Here is a 19,527-nt window from a genome sequence, read left to right as displayed (position 1 = left end):
TGTCGTGCACGAGATTGCACGTACAGAACCGATTGCGGCTCAGTGATACCAGGTAAGGACTGGAAATCTTTGACTCGTGCACGATTGAGCACGATCGTGGACCGGCGCGGTAGACGATTCGTACCGTCGGAGTCGGCCCCCGTGACATGTGCCGCGAACCGGTCACGGGGTGCCTACCACTTGCCTACTACAGGGGGTTGAGATGACCGCAGACGGAGACCAACAACGCAGGCGCACAGAGCTTTATCCGTTCCCTGGTGGTGTGTTCGAACGGTGGGGTGACACCGACGGCCCGGAGCCGGGGGTGTATGTCGAGTTCCACCCCCCGCGGCAGTCGTGTAACGACGCTCGGGTGTTCGGTCCTGGTGAAGCGGAACGACTCGGTTCGGTGGGCGACAAGACGGAGCCCGCGTGATGGGGTTGTTCATAGCCTTCGCTGTCCCGCTGGTCGCGTTCTTCGCGGTGGTGTTCTGGCCTCAGCGGATACCGAAACAGGGGCGGGACCGGATCGAACGCGAAGATACGCGTCAGCAAGGCGGTATCTAGATGACCGGCGAGGGTCTTCCGGTACGTGATCCCGGTACGAGATCGGGTCTGTTTCTTCTCTCCAGCTTTGACGAGTGGGAACCTCCAACGCCCGATCTTCTGGAGCGAGTTAGGTCCGGTCTGACATCGAAATCGGGGGATAACCGTTGAAAACCATTACTGGGCTGATCGCTGCGGCTGTGCTGATCGGCATGAGTCCAGCAGCTACCGGCACGGCCCACGCCGCCCGCAGTTGCGATTTCGAGTTCACGCACTCGGTGCCGACAGTGCTACCGCCCCAGATCACAGGCGACGGCATTGCCGCGTGTGATGTCCCGCCGGACGAACACATAGTCGTCTTGGCGTTGCAGCACGAGGAGGGCGGTCGGTGGGAGGTTGTCTCTACCCGAACCGATTCGACCATCCCCCCACCGTTCCGGGGCGGTGGACACTCCTACGCGGTGTCCGCCGCGTGCTACGCCGGGAAGTGGCGTGTCAGCGTCGGTATACGCGGCAAGATTCAGGGGCACCAGTTCACCTACAACAACGCATCCGGCGCGGTGGAGGTCCCGAACTCCGAGTGCCCCAACCGGTTCTGACCAGAGGAGCGGTATGTCTACCACGGAACCCCCCGGCGCACTCGATGAGGAAACCTCGGTGCGGCTACGAGACCAGCTTCAACAGATCACAGAGGAAGCGGGCCGGTACCTCGGTCCGGAGCACCGGGCCATAGCCGCACTGATCCAGGCTGCACGGGAGTTGGCCCTAGCCACCTTCCCCAAGTCGGGGCAGTACGCCGAGTACACGCCGGACGAGTGAGCCGGAGCGGAATCGAGGACGGTGCCCCCAGAGTCCGGTCTGGGGGCACCGGTACGCTCGCAGATCCCTTTCGCGGGGACGCGAATGCGCCCTTCACGGTAATCGTGAAGGGCGCATTCGCCTTCGGCGTCATCGCGCGGCCGGGTCACAGCCCCAGCGGCCCGGCTGCGCGGCGCCTGCCCTCCGTCGGACCTGGGCCGGGCGTTGCCCGACCCCGTCCGTCCGGCGGGGTGCCTCAGGACGCGGGAATGTACCGCTCCCGCAGCTTGCGCTTGTAGAGCTTGCCGTTGGGATCGCGCGGCAGTTCGGGCAGATAGTCGATCGACTTCGGCATCTTGTATTTCGCTAACTGCGTGGCGGCGAAGGCGAGCAGTTCCTCGGTGAGCGCGTCGTCGCCCTCGGTTCCGTCGACGGGCTGTACGACCGCCTTCACCTCCTGGCCCCAATCCGGATGCGGGACGCCGAAAACCGCGACGTCGGCGACCTTCGGATGCGTGATCAGGACGTTCTCGACCTCCGCCGGGTAGATGTTCACCCCGCCGGACAGGATCAGGTCCGAGCGCCGGTCGTGCAGGTAGAGGTAGCCGTCCTCGTCGAGGTGCCCGATGTCGCCGACGGTGAACAGGTCACCGACGCGCGAGTCCTCGGTCTTGGCCTTGTCGTGGTGGTACTCGAAACTCGAAGCGCCCATGCGCATGTAGACCAGGCCGGTCTCGCCCGCGGGCACCTCGGAGCCGTCCTCCTCGCTGAGCACCTTGATCACCGACCACGGCCACGCCTTGCCGACCGAGCCCGGCTTGCGCAGCCAGTCGGCGCCGTTGATCACCGTGCCGCCACCCTCGGTGGCCGCGTAGTACTCGGTGACCGTCGGGCCCCACCATTCGAGCATCTGCCGCTTGGTCTCCTGCGGGCAGGGCGCGGCGCCGTGCACCATGCTGCGCAGGGAGGACACGTCGTATTTGGCGCGCACCTCCTCCGGCAAGGCCAGCAGCCGGTGGAACTGGGTGGGCACCATGTGGCTGTGCGTCACCCGGTGCTTGTCGATCAGCCGCAGCATCTCCTCGGCGTCCCAGCGGTCCATCAGAACCAGCTTGTGGCCCAGGTTGATCGAGATGGTGGCGAAGTTCAGCACCGCCGTGTGGTACAGCGGCGAGCCGCAGATGTGCACGTGGTCGTCGTAGGGCGCGAGTTCGAACAGGCCGAAGAACGCGGTGGTGTGCGCCGGGACCACATCGGGGTCCGCGCCGGTGAGCGGCCGCCGGACGCCCTTGGGCCGTCCCGTGGTCCCCGAGGTGTAGAGCATCGGCGCGCCGGTGCTGCGGTCGGACGGACGGCCGGTGTCGGCGGCGCCGAGCCAGGCCACCGACTTGAAGCCCTCGATCTCGCCCACCGCGAAGCGCGCCGTCGCGGGCAACCCAGCCTCGTCGGCGGCGGCCTTGGCCGCGGCGGCGAAACGATCGCTGGCGATGAACGCCTTCGCCTCGCTGTCGGCCAGGATGTAGGCGACCTCCGGACCGGTGAGATGCCAGTTCACCGCGACGATGTACAACCCCGACTGGTAGGCCGCGAAGTACGCCGCGATCGCCTCCACGCAGTTGTGCACCATGCTCACCAGCACGTCACCGGTTTTCAGGCCGAGCCCGCGCAAGCCGGTGGCGTAACGATTGGCGAGCGTGGCCAATTCGCGATACGTCACCTCCCGGCCCGAGGGATCGACCATCGCGATCCGATCGGGTTCGGCTTCGGCGATGTTCCACAGACCGAGAATTTTCACTGGCTCCGGTACGGGGGGATTGTGCGGAGCCGACGGGGCGGGTGAGGCAGTCACCCCATTGAATTTAGAACGTGTTCTACTATTCGACAAGGGGTGCCAGCCGATGCAATTGCGCGACATCGGGAACCGACACCAACATCATCGTGACGCCCGCGGCCTCCCAGACCCGCAGCTGTTTGCGGACATGCTCCTCGTCTCCGATGATCGCGGTGTCCAGAATCAGCTCGTCCGGCACCGCCGCTGCGGCCTCCGCCTTCTTGCCCGACTGGAACAACTTGCCGATCTCGTCGACCTCGCGGTCGTACCCCATGCGCCGGTACACCTGGGCGTGGAAGTTCAACTCCGGCGCGCCCATGCCGCCGATGTAGAGCGCCATGATCCAGCGCATCCGCTCCAGCTCGCCCGCCGGGTCGTCGGTGATCACCACCTGACAACTCGCGGCGATCTCGAAGTCCTCCCTACTGCGCCGCGCGCCCGCCCGCGCGAAGCCCTCGTCGAGCCACTCGTCGTACATCCCGGCCAGCCGGGGCGCGTAGTAGATGGCCAGCCAGCCGTCGGCGATCTCGGCGGTGAGCGCCACGTTCTTCGGCCCCTCCGCGCCCAGCCAGATCGGCAAATCCGCACGTAGCGGATGGACGATCGGCTTCAGCGGCTTGCCGAGCCCGATCGAACCCGGCCCGGTGTAGGGCAGCGGGTAGTGCGGGCCGTCGCTGGTGACCGGCGCCTGCCTGGCGAGCACCTGGCGCACGATCCCGACGTACTCACGGGTGCGCTGCAACGGCTTGGCGAACGGCTGGCCATACCAGCCCTCCACTACCTGCGGACCCGAGACGCCCAAGCCGAGAATGGCGCGGCCACCGCTGAGATGGTCGAGGGTGAGCGCGTGCATGGCGGTCGCCGCCGGCGTGCGCGCCGACATCTGCACCACCGATGTGCCCAGGCGGACGCGCCGTGTGGCCGAACCCCACCAAGTGAGCGGACCGAAGGCGTCCGACCCCCATGACTCGGCGGCGAAGACGGCGTCGAACCCGGCTTCCTCGGCCGCCACCACCAGCTCCCCCGCGTTCGCGGGCGGCTGGGCCATCCAGTACCCGAGTTGCAATCCGAACTTCACGCCGGACCCCTTTCCGATCAACTGCTTGCCACCAGAGTTAGAACCTGTTCTACTCGATATCGTGACTCAGGGGAATACTGCATCCACGGCAATCGCTGGTGGTAGCGGCACGGCATTGAACACGGGCGCCGTGCCCGAGGTACTCAGCGCGCCCCTGCGGGTGCGTTTCGATTACACCCGCTCCGTCGGCACCACCATCGGAACCTTTCTGACCCGATTGCGCGACCACAAGATCGTCGGCGCGCGCGGGTCGGACGGCCGGGTGATCGTGCCGCCGCCGGAATACGATCCGATCACCGCCGAACCACTGACCGAGTTCGTCGACGTCGCCGACACCGGCACCGTCGAATCCTGGACCTGGGTGCGCGAGCCGCTGCCGGGCCAGCCGTTCGACCGCCCGTTCGCCTGGGCGCTGATCCGGCTGGACGGCGCGGATACGACGCTGCTGCACGCCGTCGACGTCGCCGCACCCGAGGACATCCGCAAAGGCTTACGGGTGACCGCCCGCTGGGCCGAGCAGACCGAGGGCAGCATTCGCGACATCCTCTGCTTCGAGCCGGGCGAGAAGGCTTCGGCACCGGTGGAGTCCGCCTCGGCCGATCCGGTCACCATGATCACGACGCCGGTCGACCTGTCCTACAAGCACACCGCCTCGCCGCAGGAGACCGTGTACCTGCGCGGACTCGCCGAAGGCAAGCTGATCGGCGCGCGTACCGACGCCGCGGGCAAGGTGTACTTCCCGCCGCGCGGCGCGAATCCGACCGACGGCAGGCCGACCGACGAGTTCATCGAACTGTCCGATCACGGCACCGTGACCACCTTCTGCATCGTCAATGTGCCGTTCATGGGCCAGCGGATCAAGCCGCCCTACGTCGCGGCCTACGTGCTGCTGGACGGCGCGGACATCCCGGTGCTGCACCTGGTGCTCGGCTGCGACGCGAGCGAGGTGCGTATGGGCATGCGGGTGCAGGCGGTGTGGAAGCCGCGCGAGGAGTGGGGCTACGGACTGGAGAACGTGGACCACTTCCGTCCCTCCGGCGAGCCGGACGCCGACTACGAGACCTATAAGCACCACCTCTGAGAGAGGCGCACGTTGACTGACAACGCCACCGACATCGCGGTCGTGGGCTTCGCCCACGCGCCGCACGTGCCGGAGACCTTCGGCACCACCAACGGTGTCGAGATGCTGGTGCCCTGCTTCCAGCAGCTCTACGACCGACTCGGCATCACCAAGTCCGATATCGACTTCTGGTGCTCCGGCTCGTCCGATTACCTTGCCGGACGCGCCTTCTCGTTCATCTCGGCGATCGACGCCATCGGCGCGGTGCCGCCGATCAACGAATCGCACGTGGAGATGGACGCCGCATGGGCGCTGTACGAGGCGTGGGTGAAACTGCGCTCCGGGCAGGCGACGACGGCGCTGGTGTACGGCTTCGGCAAGTCCTCCGCGGGCACGCAGCGCCAGGTGCTCACCATGCAGCTGGACCCCTACCTGGTCGCGCCGCTGTGGCCGGACGCCTGGTCCATCGCCGGCCTGCAGGCGCGCGCCGGTCTGGACGCGGGTCGCTGGACCGAGCGCGACATGGCGGCCGTCGTGGCAGGCGACGGTGATGCCGACAGCCTGCTCGACCAGCCCTACGTCGCGGATCCGCTGCGCGCGCACGACATCGCGCCGATCACCGACGGCGCGGCCGCCATCGTGCTCGCCGTGGGCGACCGCGCCCGCGAACTGTGCGAACGCCCCGCGTGGATCACCGGCATGGCGCATCGGATCGATACTCCCGTGCTCGGTGCGCGTGACCTCACCGTCTCGCCTTCGACAGCCGCCGCGGCCCAGGCGGCCACCGGCGGCGACGTCAGCGGCTTCGACATCGCCGAGCTGCACGCGCCGTTCAGCCATCAGCAGCTGATTCTCGCGGAGGCGATCGGGCTGAAGAACGGCACGAAGGTGAATCCGTCCGGCGGCGCGCTCGCGGCCAACCCGATGTTCGCCGCGGGCCTGGAGCGCATCGGCTTCGCGGCCGAGGCGATCATCGCGGGCTCGGCGAATCGCGCCCTGGCCCACGCCACCAGCGGCCCCGCGCTCCAGCAGAACCTTGTGACCGTCTTGGGATCGGAGAACCGATGAGCTTGCCAGCTGCGGTGCTCGGCACCGGACAGACCCATCACGTGACGAAACGGACCGACGTCTCCATGTCGGGGATGTGCCGCGAGGCCATCGATCGCGCCCTCGCCGACGCCGGACTCACCATCGCCGATATCGACGCGGTCGTGGTCGGCAAGGCGCCCGACGGGTTCGAGGGCGTCATGATGCCCGAGCTGTTCATGGCGGACGCGCTCGGCGCCACCGGCAAGCCGCTGCTGCGGGTACACACCGCCGGTTCCGTCGGCGGCTCCACCGGCATCGTCGCGACCAATCTGGTGCAGGCGGGTGTGCACAAGCGCGTGCTCGCGGTGGCGTGGGAGAAGCAGTCGGAGTCGAACGCCATGTGGGCGTTGTCGATTCCGGTGCCCTTCACCATGCCGGTCGGCGCGGGCGCGGGCGGATATTTCGCGCCGCACGTACGTTCCTACATCCGGCGCTCCAACGCCCCGGGCCACATCGGCGCCATGGTGGCGGTGAAGGATCGCCGCAACGGCGCCAAGAACCCGCTGGCCCACCTGAAGCAGCCCGATATCACGCTGGAATCGGTGCTCGCCTCGCAGATGCTGTGGGACCCGATCCGCTTCGACGAGACCTGCCCCTCGTCCGACGGCGCGTGCGCGATCGTGCTGGGCGACGCGGACGCCGCCGAGGCGGTCGAGGCCACCGGCCGCAAGGTCGCCTGGGTGCACGGCACCGCGATGCGTACCGAACCGACCACGTTCTCCGGGCGCGACCAGGTCAACCCGCAGGCGGGCCGCGACGCGGCCGCGGCGCTGTGGCAGGCGGCCGGCATCACCAACCCGCTCGAGGAGATCGACGTAGCCGAGATCTACGTCCCGTTCTCCTGGTTCGAACCGATGTGGCTGGAGAACCTCGGCTTCGTGCCGCAGGGCGACGGGTGGAAGCTCACCGACAAGGGCGAGACCGAGATCGGCGGCACCCTTCCGGTCAATCCGTCCGGCGGCGTGCTGTCGTCCAACCCGATCGGCGCCTCCGGGCTCATCCGGTTCGCCGAGGCCGCCAAGCAGATCATGCAGCGGGCCGGGGACTATCAGGTCGAGGGCGCGCGCAAGGCGCTGGGCCACGCGTACGGCGGCGGTTCGCAGTACTTCTCGATGTGGGTGGTCGGAGCGGAGCGGCGGTGACTGCGCTGAAGTTCACCGTCGGCATCGCGCTGAGTCCGCTGGACCAGCTGCCGGAGCTCGCGAAAACCGCCGAAGAGTGCGGTTTCTCGTCCATCGCCCTGCCGGATTCGTTGTTCTACATGAAGTCGGCGGCGGCGAAGTACCCCTACACCGCCGACGGCAGCCGGTTCTGGGGGCCGGACACCCCGTGGGTCGACCCGCTCATCGGCGCGACCGCCATGGCGGCCGTCACCAGCCGCATCCGCTTCTACACGAACGTGCTGAAGCTGGGTTCGCGCAATCCGCTGCTGCTGGCCCGGCAGGTCGGCTCGGTGGCCAACCTGTCGGGCAACCGGTTCGGTTTCGGCGTCGGAATCGGCTGGGCGCCGGAAGAGTTCGAGTGGTGCGGCGTGCCCTTCGCACGCCGCGGCGCGCGGGTGGACGAGATGATCGAGGTGATCAAGCTGGTGCTCGCCGGTGGCATGGTCGAGTACCACGGCGAGTTCTTCGACTTCGATCCGCTGCAGATCAGCCCGGCCCCGAGTGAGCCGGTGCCGTTCTATATCGGCGGGCACACCGACGCGGCATTGCGCCGCGCCGCGCGGGTCGGCGACGGCTGGACCTCGGCCATGATGACCTACGACCAACTCCGGAGCACCATCGGCAAGCTCGGCACGCTGCGCGCCGAGTACGGCCGGGCCGACGAGCCGTTCGAGATCCAGGCGGTGTGCGTCGATCGCTTCGGACGGTCGGGCTATCAGGACCTCGCGGACGCGGGCGTCACCGACGCGATCGTGGTGCCCTGGCTGGCCGACGGCATCGGATTCGACGGTGAACTCGCCGCCAAGCAGGACTCGCTGCGCAAGTTCGCGCGACAGTACATAGCCGAACCCGTGCTCGCCGCGCGGTGAGACCCATCAAACGGTCGAAGGAGGCCGTATGACCACCACCGAGCATCCGGCCCGGGCCGCGGGCCTTGCGTCGCAGGCCGCCGTGCGAGCACGGGACAAGCGTGCCTGGGTCGCGCTGTTCGCCGAGGACGGCATCGTGGAGGACCCCATCGGCCCGTCGGGCTTCGACCCGGAGGGCAAGGGCCACCGCGGCACGGAGGCCATCGCCGCGTTCTGGGACAAGGCGATCGCGAAGACCGATCTGATCGAGTTCCTGTTCGGCGACTCGTTCGCCTGCGGCAACGAGGTCGCCTTCACCGGCACGATCCGCAGCACCCTCGGCGGGCACCGGATCGACGCCGACGGCGTGTTCACCTACCGGGTGAACCAGGACGGCAAGATCGCCGCCCTGCGCGCGTTCTGGGAGGTCGATCGCGCCATGAAGACCGCGCGGCCGGCCGACTGACGCCACGGCCTACGAAAGGGGTCCCCGCACCGAAGTGCGAGGACCCCTTTCTGTGTCTCAGTGCGCGACGGGGCAGGTCTTGTAGTCGACCGGGAACTCCTTGATCCCGTTGAGCCAGCCCGAACGCAGCCGCTTGGGGTCGGCGACCTTGGTGATGTCGGGCAGGTGGTCGGCGATGGCGTTGAAGATGAGGTCGATCTCCAGCCGGGCCAGGTTCGCCCCGATGCAGAAGTGCGCCCCGGTGCCGCCGAAGGCCAGGTGCGGGTTGTCCGCGCGCATGATGTCGAACTTCTCCGGCTGGTCGAAGACCTCTTCGTCGAAGTTGGCCGCGCGGTACAGCATGACCACCCGCTGGCCCTTCTTGATCTGCACGCCGCCGAGCTCGGTGTCCTCCAGCGCGGTCCGCTGAAACGAGGTGACCGGAGTGGCCCACCGGATGATCTCGTCGGCGGCCGTGGCGGGACGTTCCTTCTTGAACAGCTCCCACTGGTCCGGGTTCTCCAGGAACGCGATCATGCCGTGCGAGATGGCGTTGCGCGTGGTCTCGTTGCCCGCGACGGCGAGCATGATCACGAAGAAGCCGAACTCCTCTTCGGTGAGCTTGTCACCGTCGACATCGGCTTCGATCAGCGTCGTGACGATGTCGCCGGCCGGGCACTGCTTGCGCGCGGCCGCCATCTGGTAGGCGTAGCCCAGGATCTCCGCGGTAGCCGCGACCGGGTCGGCGGTGCTCTCCGGGTCGTCGTAGCCGGTCATGTCGTTGGACCAGGAGAAGACCTTCATCCGGTCCTCCTGCGGGACACCGATCAGCTCGGCGATGGCCTGTAGCGGCAGCTCGCACGCGATCTGAGTGACGAAGTCGCCGGAACCCGACTCGGCCGCCGCCTTCACGATGGACTCAGCACGGGCCGACAGCTCCGCGCGCAGGCCGTTGATGGCGCGCGGGGTGAAGCCGCGCGAGATGATCTTGCGCAGCTTGGTGTGCTCCGGCGCGTCCATGTTCAGTAGAACGATCCGCTGCAGCTCGATCTGCTCCCGGGCGATGTCGTCGTTGAACCGCGGGATAGCGGTGTTCTCGTAACTGGAGAACACGTCGCTGCGCCGCGAGACCTCTTTGACGTCGGCGTGCTTGCTCACCACCCAGAAGCCGTCGTCGTGGAAGCCGCTGACGTCAGGGGACTGCGGGTTCCACCAGATCGGCGCCGTCCGGCGCAGTTCGGCGAACTCCTCGACCGGAACACGCTCGGCGTAGATGGCCGGGTCCGTGACGTCGAACCCGTCCGGAAGATTCGGCCGGGCATTCCCAGTGTCTACCACCAGATGTCTCCTTCGACAAACTGAAACACGTTCTATAATCATTGAAGCACAGGCGCGAGAACGAGGAAAGAAACCGGACAGATCCGCCCCTGACAAGTGCTATGAACGCGTTTCAGTTTTCTGTCCCATAATGAAAGGTTGGACATGGGCACACCCGTGATAGTCGAGGCCGCACGGACCCCGATCGGCAAGCGCGGCGGCTGGCTGTCGGGCCTGCACGCGGCCGAACTGCTCGGCGCGGCCCAGCGCGGGCTGCTCGAGCGCGCACACCTGGACCCCGCGCAGGTCGAACAGGTCATCGGCGGCTGCGTCACCCAGGCGGGCGAGCAGTCCAACAACGTCACCCGGGTCGCGTGGCTGCACGCGGGCCTGCCGTGGCAGGTCGGCGCCACCACGATCGACACCCAGTGCGGCTCCGCCCAGCAGGCCAATCATCTGATCGCGGGCCTGATCGCGGCCGGCGCCATCGACATCGGCATGGCCTGCGGCGTGGAGGCGATGAGCCGGGTTCCGCTGGGCGCCAACGTCGGCGAGAACGCGGGGCCGCGCAGGCCCGCGTCGTGGAACATCGACCTGCCCAACCAGTTCGAGGCGGCCGAGCGAATCGCCAAGCGGCGCGGCATCACCCGCGCGGACGTGGACGCGTTCGGCGCGCGCTCGCAGCGCTTGGCCGCGCAGGCGTGGGCAGAGGGCCGGTTCGATCGCGAGGTGCTCACCGTCACCGCACCCGCGGCCGACAAAGAGGGCAACCTCACCGGCGAAAAGCTCGATGTGTCAAGGGATCAGGGCTTGCGCGAGACCACCGTCGAAGGCCTGGCGAAGCTGAAGCCGGTCCTGGAGGGCGGCGTGCACACCGCCGGATCCTCCTCACAGATCTCCGACGGCGCCGCCGCGGTGCTGCTGATGGACGAGAAGGCCGCGCAGCGAGCGGGTTTGCGTCCGCGGGCACGGATCGTCACGCAGGCGGTGGTCGGCGCGGAGCCGGAGTTCCACCTCGACGGCCCGGTGCAGGCGTGCACCAGGCTGCTGGAGCGGTCCGGCATGAATATCGGCGACATCGACCTTTTCGAGATCAACGAAGCGTTCGCGTCGGTCGCGCTTTCCTGGGCTTCCGTACACCGGCCGGACATGGATCGGGTTAATGTCAACGGCGGCGCCATCGCTCTCGGACATCCGGTCGGCTCCACCGGATCCCGCCTCATCACAACGGCTTTGCACGAACTGGAGCGCTCCGACCGCAGCACCGCAATGGTTCTCATGTGCGCCGGTGGCGCACTCGCGACAGGAACGATCATCGAACGTTTGTAAGTTCAACTATTTCATGCGCGTTGGTTGAACATTCATCCCCTAGGGGCGCAAACGTGTCGTACGCCACACAAACCCATGTACCGCCGAGTCCATGAGATGTCAGCTATCTTGCGGCTATCAAGACCCCTTGCGTAGAGACCGCAGCGACGGGCCAGAACCGGTTCGTACCGCGGCTTCTCGAGAGGCCTTGGCGTGACCCGCAAACGCGACCGTCCCAGTGCCTTCGCCGCCTTCCGACCTAGAAGCTTCAAGGAAATCCGGAATCAGGCGTAGGTTTTCAGTTACTGAGCCGCTAATATCAATGATACGTATCCGAGATAACGACTGTTAGTACAGCGAAGGGAATTGGGCGGCTCACAATGGCTGATTTCGCGGCGCGGCTGAACAAGCTGTTCGAAACCGTGCATCCCCCGGGGCGTAAGCCGCACACCAACGCGGAGGTTGCGGCGGCGCTGACGGCCTCCGGACATCCGATTTCGAAACCGTACCTGTCGCAGTTGCGGTCGGGACAACGGACGAACCCGTCCGATGAGACGGTGGCCGCCCTGGCGAAGTTCTTCAAAGTCAAGCCGGACTACTTCTTCAACGACATCTATGCCGCCAAGATCGATCACGATCTGGAGCTGCTGTCCCAGCTGCAAGGCTATGGACTGCGACGGCTGTCGAGTAGAGCGTTCGACTTGTCCGAAGAATCACAGAACCTCCTCACATCCATGGCGGAGAAGTTGCGGGCAAGCGAGGGCTTGCCCGAAATTCCTCCGGATGGAACCGAATAGGTTCTTCTGCACGGCAGCACAGTGCGACCCATCGGGTCGCACTGTGCTGTGTTTTGCGCGCGCGTAAGCGGGCGAAGCACGCAACCGGCGTGCGGTCGTGCCCAGAGAAATTGGGGCGCGACCGCAGGCCGGTTAGTGCCGCCCTCCCTATGATGTGCTTACATATGCACTTTCGGTGCGGTTCGCCGGCAGTCGTTCATGCCGAAGAGGATTCCCGGTCCAACCGGTCTGTCCGAATAGTCCGATCGTTCGGCTATTGCGCCCGATTGATCGTATTTGCGCGAGGTCGATCAATTCCGAGCGCAGCCGGGCGCGGTGATCCGATAGGCGCGCAAGACGCGCCTGCACCAGCCGCCCGGACTAAAGCCTTCGGACGGAGCAATCCACCGCACTCACCCGGTCACCGCGCCGAGCAGGCTCGCGACCTTCCACGCGGGCCGAGCCCAGGCCGGACTGCTGGTCGCGAGCCGGGCCGCGCGGCGGATCCGATCCACGGCCGGCACCGCGAGCGCCACGATGCCCGCCATGTAGAGCACGATGGCACGGCCGACCCGCAGCCGAGCACAACGTCCAGACCGGACGACCCGGCGGCCGCCGAACCCGCTGCGGCCGAACCTGTTTCAGCGGTCGGCCGGGCAGGGGCCGCATCGACCTCCGACCGCTGCCACGGCACGGCCAGCGGAAGCCAAGGATCGCCGCTGTCGTAGGGCGGCGGCTCGGGATCCGCCGCGCACGATGGGCGGCAAAGTGGCACGTGGGCGGAAACCGTGCCGCCGCGCAGAGCGGGGCCCGCGACGGCGCCGGACGCTGCCTGCACACGGAACGCGCGACCTACTCTCATGCGCCGAGCCTTCCCCTCATCAGTCGAAGCGCAGTTCTGTGCCCGGTCGCCACTCTCACACGGGACTTTCCGAACGGACGGGTGCCCATACTAAACCCCGGTCCGCCAACGCGCCCGTTGAAGGGCCGACGCCGCTCAGGCGCCGTATACCGGCTCCGACGGAGTCGCTTTGGCGATCAGGTCGGCCACGACTGGTCCGAGCTCGGCCGGATCCCAGCGGGCGCCGCGGTCGGCGGGCTCACCATGCCGCCAGCCGTCGGCCAGCGCCACCTTGCCGCCTTCCACCTCGAAGACCCGCCCCGTCACCGCCGCCGACTGCGCACTGCCCAGCCATACGACCAGCGGAGACACGTTCTCCGGCGCCATCGCGTCGAAGCCGCTCTCCGGCGCCGCCATCATGTCCGCGAACACCGTCTCGGTCATCCTGGTGCGCGCGGACGGGGCGATGGCGTTCACCGTCACGCCGTAGCGGGCGAATTCGGCGGCGGCGGTCAGCGTCAGGCCCGCGATACCGGCCTTGGCCGCACCGTAATTGCTCTGTCCGACGCTGCCCTGCAGACCGGCGCCGGAGCTGGTGTTGATGATCCGTCCGTCGACCGGACGGCCCGCCTTGGCCTCCGCACGCCAATATTCGATCGCGTGCCGCATGGTCGCGAAGTGGCCTTTCAAGTGCACGCGCACCACCGCGTCCCACTCGTCCTCGCCCAGGTTGACCAACATCCGGTCGCGCACGAAACCGGCGTTGTTGACCAGCACGTCCAGCTTGCCGAAGGTATCGACGGCCTGGCGGACGAGCCTGCGAGCGCCTTCCCAGTCGGCGACGTCGTCGCCGTTGGCCACCGCCCGGCCGCCCAGCGCCTCGATCTCGGCGACCACCTGCGCGGCGGGCGTTTCCGCGGTGGCCGCGCCGTCGAGGGTCGAACCGATGTCGTTGACCACCACGCTGGCGCCCGCCGCGGCGAAAGCGAGGGCGTGCGCGCGGCCGATGCCCCGGCCCGCGCCGGTGACGATGACGACGCGCCCGGCGCAGATCTGCTCGGTGTCCATATGTGTCCTTCTTCGTGTGCGGTCTTGTTCAGGACTGCTGATCGGCATTGGAAGCGGCGAGGAAGGCGGGCCGTTCACCGCCGCCGTGCACCAGCAGGGTCGCGCCGCTGACGTATGCGGCCAGCGGCGAGGCCAGGAAGACGGCGCAGCGGCCGACGTCGTCGGGCCGGGCCATGCGGCCCAGAGGAATGGTCCGGCCCACCGCGTCGACGCCGTCCTGATCGCCGTAGTGCAGTCGGCTCAGCTCGGTGTCGACCGGTCCCACCACCAGCGAGTTCACCCGAACCTTCGGCGCCCACTCGACGGCGAGAGAGCCGGTGAGACTGTCCACGCCCGCTTTCGCCGCGCCGTAGGCGGCGGTGCCCGGCGACGGACGGTGCCCGCTGACGCTGGAGATGTTCACGATGGAGCCGCCCTCGTCCTGCCGCTGCATCACCGCGTTGGCAGCCTGCGCCAGCAGCAGCGGAGCGAGCAGGTTCAGCTCGACGATCTTGGTGTGGAACTTCTTGCTCGCCTCGGCGGCGAGTGCGAACGGCGCGCCGCCCGCGTTGTTCACCAGATGGTCGAGGCGGCCGTGGAGCTCGGTGATCGTGTCGATCAGGGCGCGCACCGCGTCCTCGTCCCGCACATCGCACGGCACGTAGTCGGTCGCGCGGCCGTCGACTTCGACGGGCGCGTCAGCCGGTCGCCGCGCACAGGCCACGACGGTAGCGCCTGCGGCGAGAAACGCCTTGCTCACGCCCGCGCCCACACCGCGCACGCCGCCCGTCACCAGAACGACGCGGCCGGACAGATCGATTTCGAGTGGCACCGTGCTAACCTACCAAGCAACTGCTTGCTTTGCCAATGCGTTCACACAGGATGGGACTTGCCATGGGGATCAACCGCCACTCCGAATCGACCGGAATCAGCGTGGTCACGGTCGACTATCCGCCGGTCAACGCCATCCCCACGGACGGTTGGTTCGCCATCGCCGACGAAGTGCGCGCGGCGGGCCGCGACCCGGACACCAAGGTGGTGGTGCTGCGCGCGGAGAACCGCGGTTTCAACGCGGGTGTGGACATCAAGGAGATCCAGAGCAAGCCCGGCCATCAGGCGCTCATCGACGCCAATCACGGCTGCTTCGAGGCGTTCGCGGCGGTGTACGAGTGCCAGGTGCCGGTGATCGCGGTGGTGCAGGGCTTCTGCCTCGGCGGCGGCATCGGCCTGGTGGGCAACGCGGATGTCGTGATCGCCTCCGACGATGCGACCTTCGGGCTGCCCGAGGTCGACCGCGGAGCGCTCGGCGCGGCCACCCACCTCGCCCGGCTGGTACCGCAGCACTTGATGCGCGCGCTGTTCTACACCGCGAGCACGATCACCGCCCAGCAGCTGCACCACTACGGCTCGGTGTACCAGGTGGTGCCGCGCGCCGAACTCGACGCCGCCGCCTTGGAGCTGGCCAAGAACATCGCGGCCAAGGACGGCCGGGTGATCCGGGCGGCCAAGCGGGCGCTGAACGGCATCGACGTGCAGGACGTGCACCGCAGCTACCGGTACGAGCAGGGATTCACCTTCGAACTCAACCTCGCCGGCGTCGCCGACGAGATCCGCGCCCGGTTCGACGACGACCTCGCGGCGCGCAAGAGCGGGCAGTGAGAGAGGAATTACCCATGCGAGACAAGCGGATGTCGCTCGACGAGGTCGTCGGCGAGCTGCGCAGCGGGATGACCATCGGCATCGGCGGCTGGGGGTCGCGGCGCAAGCCGATGGCCCTGGTGCGAGCCATTCTGCGTTCGGACCTCACGGACCTGACCGTGGTCGGTTACGGCGGCCCCGATCTCGGGCTGTTGTGTTCGGCGGGGAAGGTGCGTAAGGCGTACTACGGCTTCGTATCGCTGGATTCCGCGCCGTTCTATGACCCGTGGTTCGCCAAGGCGCGCACCTCGGGTGCGCTGGTCGCCCGCGAGATGGACGAAGGCATGCTCAAGTGCGGGCTGGAGGCCGCGGCGGCGCGACTGCCGTTCCTGCCGATCCGCGCCGGGCTCGGCTCGGACGTCCCGAACTTCTGGGAGGGCGAGCTGAAGACGGTCGAATCGCCCTATCCCGTCGATGGCACGCCGGAGACCCTGACCGCCATGCCCGCGCTGAATCTCGACGCGGCGTTGGTGCACCTGAACCTCGGCGACGCGCACGGCAACGCCGCCTACACCGGCGTCGACCCCTACTTCGACGATCTGTTCTGTCTGGCGGCGCAGCGCCGCTACGTCTCGGTCGAGCGCGTCGTGGAGACCGACGAACTGGTGAAAACCGTTCCGCTGCAATCTCTGCTGCTCAACCGCATGATGGTGGACGGCGTGGTCGAGGCACCCGGCGGCGCGCACTTCACCCTGGCGGCCGACGACTACGGCCGGGACGAGAAGTTCCAGAAGCACTACGTCGAGTCCGCGAAGACGCCGGAGTCGTGGCAGCGGTTCGTCGACACCTATCTGACCGGCTCCGAGGAGCAATACCAGGCCGCCGTCCGCCGATTCGCCGAGGAGGCGTGATGACCAGCACCGAAACCGTCACCCGCGCCGAGATCTGCGCCATCGCCTGCGCGGAGATCTTCAGCGGCGCGGGTGAGATCATGGCCAGCCCCATGTCGCCGATGTCCATCATCGGCGCGCGGCTGGCCAAGCTCACCACCGAACCGGATCTGCTGCTGTCCGACGGCGAGGCGCTGCTGTTCGCCGAGACTCCCCCGCTGGGCGGCAAAGCGCCGATCGAAGGTTGGATTCCGTTCCGGAGAGTCTTCGACGTGGTGGCGTCCGGGCGCAGGCACGTGGTGATGGGCGCCAATCAGATCGACCGGTTCGGCAACCAGAACCTTTCGGCGTTCGGCTCGTTGCAGCAGCCGACCCGGCAGATGTTCGGTGTGCGCGGCGCGCCGGGCAACACGATCAATCACGCCACCAGCTACTGGGTCGCGCGGCACACCAAGCGCGTGTTCACCGAGAAGGTCGACATCGTCTCCGGGGTGGGCTACGACAAGGTCGACGCGGCCGACCCGGCATACCGCTTCCACCACCTGCACCGCGTGGTGACCAATCTGGGCGTCTTCGATTTCGAAGGCCCCGAGCACACCATGCGCGCCCGCAGCCTGCATCCCGGCGTCACCGCCGACGAGGTAGCGGAGAACACCTCGTTCGAGATCGCCGGGCTCGGGGAGGCGGGCGAGACGCGGCAGCCGACCGCCGAGGAGCTGCGGTTGATCCGTGAGGTGCTCGACCCCAGAAAGATTCGCGAAACCGAGGTCCCGTCATGAGCCCGCGCTTGCGTACCCCGCTGACCGATCTGGTCGGCATCGAACACCCGATCGTGCAGACCGGCATGGGCTGGGTCGCGGGTCCGAGCCTGGTGTCGGCCACCGCCGAAGCCGGTGGGCTCGGCATCCTCGCCTCCGCCACCATGACCTTCGCCGAACTCGAGGCGGCCATCGCGAAGACCAAGGCGCACACCGCGAAACCGTTCGGCGTGAACATCCGCGCCGACGCCGCGGACGCGCCGGAACGCATCGATCTGCTGATCCGGGAGCAGGTGGCGGTCGCGTCGTTCGCGCTCGCGCCCAAACAGGACCTGATCGCGAAACTGAAAGACGCCGGAGTGGTGGTCGTTCCGTCGATCGGCGCGGCGAAGCACGCGGTCAAAGTCGCATCGTGGGGCGCCGACGCCGTGATCGTGCAGGGCGGCGAGGGCGGCGGGCACACCGGCCCGGTGGCCACCACCCTGCTGCTGCCCTCGGTGCTGGACGCGGTGGACATCCCCGTGGTCGCCGCGGGCGGATTCTTCGACGGGCGCGGCCTGGCCGCCGCCCTGGCCTACGGCGCGGCGGGCGTCGCGATGGGCACCCGGTTCCTGCTCACCCAGGAGAGCACCGTCCCCGATGCGGTCAAGCAGGAGTACCTGCGGCGACAGCTCCAGGACACGGTGGTGTCGCTCAAAGTCGACGGCATGCCGCACCGCGTCCTGAACACCGAACTGGTGCAGCGGCTGGAGCATTCGGGCCGCTGGCGCGGCCTCGCCGCCGCGGTGGGCAACGCGGCCCGGTTCAAGAGCATGACCGGCATGAAGTGGTCCGCCATGATCCGCGACGGGCTGGCCATGCGAAAGACCAAGGATCTCAACTGGTCCCAGGTCGTCATGGCCGCGAACACGCCGATGCTCCTGCGCGCCGGATTGGTCGAGGGCAACACCCAGGCGGGCGTACTCGCGGCGGGACAGGTCACGGGGATCATCGACGACCTGCCCACGTGCAAGGAACTGATCGATCGCATCGTCACCGACGCGGTGGAGCGGATCGAGATGATCGCGACGCTGGCCCGGGACAAGCAGTCGGCGGGGACAGGGTCGGACTGAGGGATGGCGGCCGCCGGTTCAGCCCGGGGCCGCCCCACCCGTGTCCAGATCGAAATGACCGACGCATCGGGCGACGGCCCGCATATCCGGCCGGGTGAACCGGGCCATGATCGCGGGGGCTGCCGGTCGCCGGCATGCAGTGATAACGGCAGATTTGCCCATACTCTGGATGGTCCCCGCAATGGCGTCTTACGCTGGACTTACAACGAACTAACGAGGTTCGCCTGTCGATCGCCAGCCGCCATGAGACAGGCGAACCGTCAGACTCGATCACCATCCCCTCGACTCGAGCGGAGGCCGCGATGCCCGCGACGAACGAGATCTCCGTGCACAGTACCGCTTTCGACCATGGCGACCCGATTCCGGCGGTCTACACCTGCGAAGGCAGGAACGAGCCGCCGCCGCTGAACTGGACGATTCCCCCGAAAGCCGCCACCTCGGCGCTGATCGTGGACGACCCGGACGCCCCGAGCGGCCTGTTCACACATTGGGTGGTCAGCAATATCCCGCCGACGACCACGTCCAGTGCGGAGGGGGAGACACCCGCGGGCGGGGTGGTCAGCCTCAACAGCGCGAACCGCGCCGAATACTTCGGACCGTGCCCACCCGCGGGCACCGGCGTCCACCATTACCGATTCATCGTCTACGCGCTCTCGCGCCCTGTAGAGGTAGACGCCCGAACGTCAGCCGACGACGCGAGGTCCGCGATCGTCGACGCGAGCATCGGAGACGGTCAGCTCGTCGGCACCTATACCGTCGACTAACGAAAAGCCCTGGACAGCGGACCAGGAGTGCAAGCGGATCGCTTGTCGGTGCGCCGCGGGAACACGCCGGATCGAAATATGGAAAGGACTGTGGCACAGACCATTATCAAACGATGTCATCGGACGAGCGGACCGGAAGGAAAATGAACCGCCCCGGCTTTCCTGCCGGTGTTTTACGGGCCGGTAGTCACTCGGCCCATCGGTCTGTGTCAGCGTAGTGCGCTGCCTCGTACTCGGTC

General features: G+C 67.6%; 21 protein-coding genes. 15 read left to right on the top strand and 6 right to left on the bottom strand.

Annotated features, from left to right (window positions below; genetic code table 11):
- Positions 1-414: 414 nt before the first annotated feature.
- The 3 genes from ACWEH3_RS28955 to ACWEH3_RS28945 all read left to right on the top strand — a co-directional run bounded on the left by ACWEH3_RS28955 (position 415) and on the right by ACWEH3_RS28945 (position 1,344).
- Positions 415-546 (top strand): hypothetical protein, encoded by a 132-nt coding sequence (locus ACWEH3_RS28955; protein ID WP_356963626.1) that lies wholly within the window; start codon positions 415-417, stop codon positions 544-546.
- 146 nt (positions 547-692) lie between these two features.
- Positions 693-1,124, top strand: a complete 432-nt coding sequence (locus tag ACWEH3_RS28950) for a hypothetical protein (RefSeq protein WP_450022458.1) — start codon at positions 693-695, stop codon at positions 1,122-1,124.
- 13 nt (positions 1,125-1,137) lie between these two features.
- Complete coding sequence (locus ACWEH3_RS28945) at positions 1,138-1,344, top strand: hypothetical protein (protein ID WP_449917672.1); 207 nt, start codon at positions 1,138-1,140, stop codon at positions 1,342-1,344.
- Between the two features lie 235 nt (positions 1,345-1,579).
- Here ACWEH3_RS28945 and ACWEH3_RS28940 read toward each other — a convergent pair whose 3' ends face one another.
- Positions 1,580-3,172: an acyl-CoA synthetase gene (locus ACWEH3_RS28940; protein WP_452358419.1), complete on the bottom strand. Its 1,593-nt coding sequence runs from the start codon at positions 3,170-3,172 to the stop codon at positions 1,580-1,582.
- A gap of 25 nt (positions 3,173-3,197) precedes the next feature.
- Positions 3,198-4,232, bottom strand: a complete 1,035-nt coding sequence (locus tag ACWEH3_RS28935) for an LLM class F420-dependent oxidoreductase (protein ID WP_450022454.1) — start codon at positions 4,230-4,232, stop codon at positions 3,198-3,200.
- A 130-nt stretch (positions 4,233-4,362) separates the two neighbouring features.
- On the opposite strand from ACWEH3_RS28935, the gene ACWEH3_RS28930 reads away from it, so the two are divergent.
- Genes ACWEH3_RS28930 through ACWEH3_RS28910 form a run of 5 tightly spaced genes read left to right on the top strand, consistent with a single transcriptional unit; the run spans position 4,363 to position 8,858 of the window.
- A complete protein-coding gene (locus tag ACWEH3_RS28930) occupies positions 4,363-5,313 on the top strand; it encodes a Zn-ribbon domain-containing OB-fold protein (RefSeq protein WP_450022452.1) in 951 nt (316 codons plus the stop codon).
- A gap of 12 nt (positions 5,314-5,325) precedes the next feature.
- Positions 5,326-6,360 carry a thiolase domain-containing protein gene (locus ACWEH3_RS28925; RefSeq protein ID WP_450022450.1) on the top strand — a complete coding sequence of 345 codons (1,035 nt, stop codon included), beginning with the start codon at positions 5,326-5,328 and terminating at the stop codon, positions 6,358-6,360.
- Positions 6,357-7,523, top strand: coding sequence for a thiolase domain-containing protein (locus ACWEH3_RS28920; RefSeq protein ID WP_450022448.1), 1,167 nt, complete (start codon positions 6,357-6,359; stop codon positions 7,521-7,523). The genes ACWEH3_RS28925 and ACWEH3_RS28920 overlap by 4 nt, the downstream gene beginning before the upstream one ends.
- Positions 7,524-7,528: 5 nt before the next feature.
- A complete protein-coding gene (locus ACWEH3_RS28915) occupies positions 7,529-8,413 on the top strand; it encodes a TIGR03619 family F420-dependent LLM class oxidoreductase (RefSeq protein ID WP_450022510.1) in 885 nt (294 codons plus the stop codon).
- Positions 8,414-8,441: 28 nt separating this feature from the next.
- The gene (locus ACWEH3_RS28910) at positions 8,442-8,858 is read left to right on the top strand and encodes a nuclear transport factor 2 family protein (RefSeq protein ID WP_450022446.1); all 417 of its coding nucleotides are present in this window, start codon (positions 8,442-8,444) and stop codon (positions 8,856-8,858) included.
- Between the two features lie 57 nt (positions 8,859-8,915).
- Here ACWEH3_RS28910 and ACWEH3_RS28905 read toward each other — a convergent pair whose 3' ends face one another.
- Positions 8,916-10,217 (bottom strand): cytochrome P450, encoded by a 1,302-nt coding sequence (locus tag ACWEH3_RS28905; protein ID WP_450022444.1) that lies wholly within the window; start codon positions 10,215-10,217, stop codon positions 8,916-8,918.
- Between the two features lie 102 nt (positions 10,218-10,319).
- Here ACWEH3_RS28905 and ACWEH3_RS28900 point away from each other — a divergent pair, with 102 nt between their 5' ends.
- Together ACWEH3_RS28900 and ACWEH3_RS28895 are read left to right on the top strand one after the other, a co-directional pair.
- Positions 10,320-11,483, top strand: coding sequence for a steroid 3-ketoacyl-CoA thiolase (locus ACWEH3_RS28900; RefSeq protein ID WP_450022442.1), 1,164 nt, complete (start codon positions 10,320-10,322; stop codon positions 11,481-11,483).
- Positions 11,484-11,842: 359 nt separating this feature from the next.
- Positions 11,843-12,259: a helix-turn-helix domain-containing protein gene (locus ACWEH3_RS28895; RefSeq protein WP_011207048.1), complete on the top strand. Its 417-nt coding sequence runs from the start codon at positions 11,843-11,845 to the stop codon at positions 12,257-12,259.
- A 392-nt stretch (positions 12,260-12,651) separates the two neighbouring features.
- Here the strand turns inward: ACWEH3_RS28895 and ACWEH3_RS28890 are convergent, their stop codons facing one another.
- From ACWEH3_RS28890 to ACWEH3_RS28880, 3 genes are all read right to left on the bottom strand, one after another.
- The gene (locus tag ACWEH3_RS28890; protein WP_450022440.1) at positions 12,652-12,786 is read right to left on the bottom strand and encodes a hypothetical protein; all 135 of its coding nucleotides are present in this window, start codon (positions 12,784-12,786) and stop codon (positions 12,652-12,654) included.
- A gap of 449 nt (positions 12,787-13,235) precedes the next feature.
- Positions 13,236-14,147, bottom strand: a complete 912-nt coding sequence (locus tag ACWEH3_RS28885; RefSeq protein ID WP_450022438.1) for an SDR family oxidoreductase — start codon at positions 14,145-14,147, stop codon at positions 13,236-13,238.
- 28 nt (positions 14,148-14,175) lie between these two features.
- Positions 14,176-14,958 (bottom strand): SDR family oxidoreductase, encoded by a 783-nt coding sequence (locus tag ACWEH3_RS28880; RefSeq protein ID WP_450022436.1) that lies wholly within the window; start codon positions 14,956-14,958, stop codon positions 14,176-14,178.
- Positions 14,959-15,020: 62 nt separating this feature from the next.
- On the opposite strand from ACWEH3_RS28880, the gene ACWEH3_RS28875 reads away from it, so the two are divergent.
- The 5 genes from ACWEH3_RS28875 to ACWEH3_RS28855 all read left to right on the top strand — a co-directional run bounded on the left by ACWEH3_RS28875 (position 15,021) and on the right by ACWEH3_RS28855 (position 19,288).
- Positions 15,021-15,785 carry an enoyl-CoA hydratase family protein gene (locus tag ACWEH3_RS28875; protein WP_039794869.1) on the top strand — a complete coding sequence of 255 codons (765 nt, stop codon included), beginning with the start codon at positions 15,021-15,023 and terminating at the stop codon, positions 15,783-15,785.
- 14 nt (positions 15,786-15,799) lie between these two features.
- Positions 15,800-16,675, top strand: coding sequence for a CoA transferase subunit A (locus tag ACWEH3_RS28870; protein ID WP_450022434.1), 876 nt, complete (start codon positions 15,800-15,802; stop codon positions 16,673-16,675).
- Positions 16,675-17,433 (top strand): CoA-transferase subunit beta, encoded by a 759-nt coding sequence (locus ACWEH3_RS28865; protein WP_450022432.1) that lies wholly within the window; start codon positions 16,675-16,677, stop codon positions 17,431-17,433. Before ACWEH3_RS28870 ends, ACWEH3_RS28865 begins: the two co-directional genes overlap by 1 nt.
- A complete protein-coding gene (locus ACWEH3_RS28860) occupies positions 17,430-18,524 on the top strand; it encodes an NAD(P)H-dependent flavin oxidoreductase (protein ID WP_450022430.1) in 1,095 nt (364 codons plus the stop codon). Before ACWEH3_RS28865 ends, ACWEH3_RS28860 begins: the two co-directional genes overlap by 4 nt.
- A 302-nt stretch (positions 18,525-18,826) precedes the next feature.
- Positions 18,827-19,288, top strand: a complete 462-nt coding sequence (locus ACWEH3_RS28855) for a YbhB/YbcL family Raf kinase inhibitor-like protein (protein ID WP_450022428.1) — start codon at positions 18,827-18,829, stop codon at positions 19,286-19,288.
- Positions 19,289-19,527: the final 239 nt, after the last annotated feature.

This window comes from Nocardia sp. NPDC004718, assembly GCF_053601535.1.
The sequence above is the reverse complement of the archived record's forward strand: the minus strand, read 5'-3'. Positions and strand labels throughout refer to the sequence as shown.